At 67.3% G+C, this 3,689-nt stretch carries 4 protein-coding genes; 3 read left to right on the top strand and 1 reads right to left on the bottom strand.

The window, feature by feature from the left end:
- Positions 1–64: 64 nt before the first annotated feature.
- From ACIPIA_RS12155 to ACIPIA_RS12145, 3 genes are read left to right on the top strand one after another with little or no spacing between them, the layout of a single operon-like run.
- Positions 65–1,558 carry a sensor histidine kinase gene (locus ACIPIA_RS12155; RefSeq protein WP_400509832.1) on the top strand — a complete coding sequence of 498 codons (1,494 nt, stop codon included), beginning with the start codon at positions 65–67 and terminating at the stop codon, positions 1,556–1,558.
- Positions 1,559–1,584: 26 nt separating this feature from the next.
- Complete coding sequence (locus tag ACIPIA_RS12150) at positions 1,585–1,998, top strand: response regulator (protein ID WP_400509834.1); 414 nt, start codon at positions 1,585–1,587, stop codon at positions 1,996–1,998.
- A gap of 22 nt (positions 1,999–2,020) precedes the next feature.
- Positions 2,021–3,088, top strand: a complete 1,068-nt coding sequence (locus tag ACIPIA_RS12145) for a sensor histidine kinase (protein ID WP_400509830.1) — start codon at positions 2,021–2,023, stop codon at positions 3,086–3,088.
- 23 nt (positions 3,089–3,111) lie between these two features.
- Here ACIPIA_RS12145 and ACIPIA_RS12140 read toward each other — a convergent pair.
- Positions 3,112–3,689, bottom strand: a 578-nt coding sequence (locus tag ACIPIA_RS12140) for a response regulator (protein WP_465246957.1), incomplete at its 5' end; no start/stop codon positions are given.

Below are 3,689 nucleotides of genomic sequence, written 5' to 3'. Positions count from 1 at the left end.
TTGCTATTGCTCTAGGCGATGTGATTGGCGAAGACACGCAGACGTCCTCCGCTGGTCCCGCTTCATGCCTATCTCCCAGGCGTTCTTCCAACGCTCGAACGCCCTGCTTTTGGCTGTCGGAATCGGCGTGCTCGTCATCATCGTGGCGGCGTCGCTCTGGCTGACCACGGCGAGCGAATACGCTTTCAGCCAGGTGACGGCGGCTCGCGGTGTGCGAAGCTCGACCGCCGACCTGCTTTCCCTGGTTCAGGATGCGGAGACGGGGCAGCGCGGCTATCTCCTCACGCGGGACGAGAGCTATCTGGAGCCTTACACGAATGCCGTGGCGAGGCTGCCCGAGCAGCGTGCGCGCCTCACTCAGGCGGCCGCGAAGCTCCAGGAGGTCGAGCCGACCCTGCAGCGCGTGACGAGCGAGCTCGACCGGAAGATGGCGGAGCTTGCCATGACCGTCGAGGCGACGCGCAAAGGCGATACGGCCACCGCCCTGCAACTGGTCCGCAGCGGCACGGGCAAGAAGCTCATGGACGATCTGCGGGCGGACCTGTCGGCGATCTTGACGAAGTCGGAAGCGGAGCTGCGGGAAGCGATGGACGCGCAGGTGACGGCATCGTCCCGCCTGCGCTGGACCACGATCATCGGCGCCATCCTGATCCTCGCCATGGCAGGTGCGGCGAGCTGGACGATCATCAGTTACACCCGCGAGCTCATCGCGACCCGCCGCGAGGTCGAGGCACTGAATTCCGGCCTGGAGGAGCGGGTGCGCCATCGCACCGACGCTCTCGTCAAGGCGAACGAGGAGGTCCAGCGCTTCGCGTATATCGTGACGCACGACCTGCGAGCGCCGCTGGTCAACATCATGGGCTTCACCAGCGAGCTGGAGGCGATGTTCAAGCCGATCGAGGCCTATGTTTCTGCGGGGGAGGCCGCATCGGCGGAGCAGAAGGCGGCCGCGGAAGAGGCCTTGCGCGTCGATGTCGCCGAGGCGATCGGCTTCATCCGGTCGTCGACGCGCAAGATGGACGGGCTGATCAACGCGATCCTGAAGATCTCCCGCGAAGGGCGGCGCGAGCTGCGGGCCGAAAGCGTCGATCTCGCGGCCCTGATCGAGGCGGCCGCCGCCGCGGTCCACCATCAGGCCAGCGCCGAGGACGACGGCGGGATCGATGTCGACTCCAAAGTGTCCCGCATCGTCAGCGATCGCCTGTCGCTCGACCAGATCATGGGCAACCTGCTCGACAACGCCATCAAGTACCGAGCCCCCGACCGGCCGATCCGGATCTCGGTGCGAACCCGCCGCGATCGCGGCGGCGTCCGGATCGAGATCGAGGACAATGGCCGCGGCATCGCAGCCGGCGATCATGAACGCATCTTCGAGCTGTTCCGCCGGTCCGGATCGCAGACTACGACGGGGGAGGGCATCGGCCTGGCCCATGTCCGCACGATGGTGCGCAATCTCGGTGGCGACATCGTCGTCCGCTCAGAACTTGGAAAGGGCACGACCTTTACGGTCACCCTCCCACCCGACCTTGCGGCCTACAGACGGAGAGCCGAAGCGTGACCAATGGAAAGCCCGTCTCGATCGTCATGATCGAGGACGATGAGGGGCATGCCCGCCTGATCGAGAAGAACATTCGCCGCGCGGGTGTGAGCAACGAGATCATCCCGTTCGCGAACGGCACCGACGCCCTGACCTATCTCTTCGGCGCTGACGGCTCCGGAGCCGTCAGCGCAGGACGCCAACTCCTGATACTGCTCGACCTGAACCTGCCCGACATGGGCGGCGTCGACATTCTCGAGAAGGTGAAGGCCAATGCGCACACCAAGCGCTCGCCCGTCGTCGTGCTGACCACGACCGATGACAGCCGCGAGATCCAGCGCTGCTACGATCTCGGCGCCAACGTCTACATCACCAAGCCAGTGGACTATGACGGCTTCGCCAATGCGATCCGCCAGCTCGGACTGTTCTTCTCCGTCATACAGGTCCCGGAGACACCATGACCGGCTTGCCTGGCCGCCGCTGATGCCGAATCGATCGATCAACGCGCTCTATATCGACGACGACGCCACGCTGGGGCGGCTCGTCCAGCGCATGCTCACGCGCCACAACTATGTCGTCGAGCATGTCGAAACGGCCGGGGATGGCCTGGCGCGCGCCGCCGCCGGCGGCTTCGACGTGATCATCCTGGACCACGATCTCGGCACCGCTTCCGGCCTCGACGTTCTTGCCGCGCTCGCGGGCAGCGCGGACGCGCCAGCGGTCATCTACGTGACTGCCTCCTCGGAGCTGTCCATCGCCGTCACGGCCCTGAAGGCCGGCGCGATCGACTACGTCGTCAAGACGGTCGGCGATGACTTCGAGGTCTTGCTGCGGGCCGCGCTCGAGCATGCCGTGGTGAAGACCCGGCTGACCCGCGCGCGCGAGCAGGCCGAGCGCGAGGTCCGGGCCGCGCGCGACCGCGCGGTGACGCTGCTGGCCGAAGTCAACCACCGCGTCGCCAACAGCCTGTCGCTCGTCGGGTCGCTGGTCAGGATGCAGGCCAATTCGGTCGAGGATCCCGGTGCCAAGGCGGCGCTGGCCGAAACGCAGGCCCGGATCACTGCGATCGGGAATCTCCATCGCAGCCTCTACACCTCCGACGACGTCCGCGCCGTCGAGCTCGCCGGCTATCTGCGCTCGCTGCTCGACGAATTCGCGCAATCCCTCGCGGGATCCGGCCAGATGCCGGTGATCCGCTTCGAGGCCGAGCCGGTGCTGGCGAAGACCGACAAGGCGATCTCGATCGGCCTGATCGCGACCGAACTCGTCACCAATGCGCTGAAATACGCCTACCCGAGCGGGGAGGGCGAGGTCCGTGTCCGCCTCTCCCGGGACGGAGAGAGCGCGACCCTGGACGTGGTCGATGACGGTATCGGCTGGACCGGTACGGGAACCGTCAAGGGCACCGGCCTCGGCAGCAAGATCGTGCGCGCGATGGCGAAGAGCCTCGCCACCGAGCTGCGCTACGAGGACACGGGCGGCCGCGGCACCCGCGCCGTGATGGTGCTGTCGCTGGCGGAGCTGGCACCCGCGGCCATCGAGGCGGCCTGACGGGCCGGCGACCCTGACAAGAGCTAGCCGGCGCCCAGCAGCTTGCGCAGCGCGCCGTCGAGCGACGTGAGGTTATAGGGCTTGCGCAGGGTCGCTGCGTCGGCGACGCCGAGAATGGCGAGATCGTCGTAGCCGGTGGCCAGCACGAAAGGCACACCGGCCTCGCGCAGCCGCCGGCTCACAGGTTCCGACGTTTCGGCGCCGAGATTGACGTCGAGGATGGCGAGTTCGGGCATCGCGAGGTCCAGCCGCGCCTGCGCTTCGGCAACGCTCGCGCAGACCTCCACCTGCTTGGCGCCCAGCTGTAGCAACATGTCTTCGCAGTCCATGGCGATGATGAACTGGTCCTCGACGAGCAGGACGCGCATGCCCTCCAGCGGCCGCCCCGGCTTGCCCTTGGCCGGCTCCGAGGCCTCCGGCAGGGGGCTTGCCCCGTCGACCCAGCGCACGAATCGGGCGGGAATGCAGAGCCTGGCGACGACGCCGTCCGGCTCGAACGACAATTCGCTGCGGCCCCCGAGGTCGAAGGGCACGCTCCGGTCGATCAGGATGCTCCCGAACCCCTGCCGCGACGGCGGTGTGACCGGCGGCCCGCCCGACT

Origin of the sequence: Allobosea sp. CER48, from assembly GCF_044752385.1 — a bacterium.
In the GTDB taxonomy this organism is placed as follows: domain Bacteria; phylum Pseudomonadota; class Alphaproteobacteria; order Rhizobiales; family Beijerinckiaceae; genus Allobosea.
Note: the sequence above shows the minus strand (reverse complement) of the source record. Positions and strands in the feature narration are given on the sequence as shown.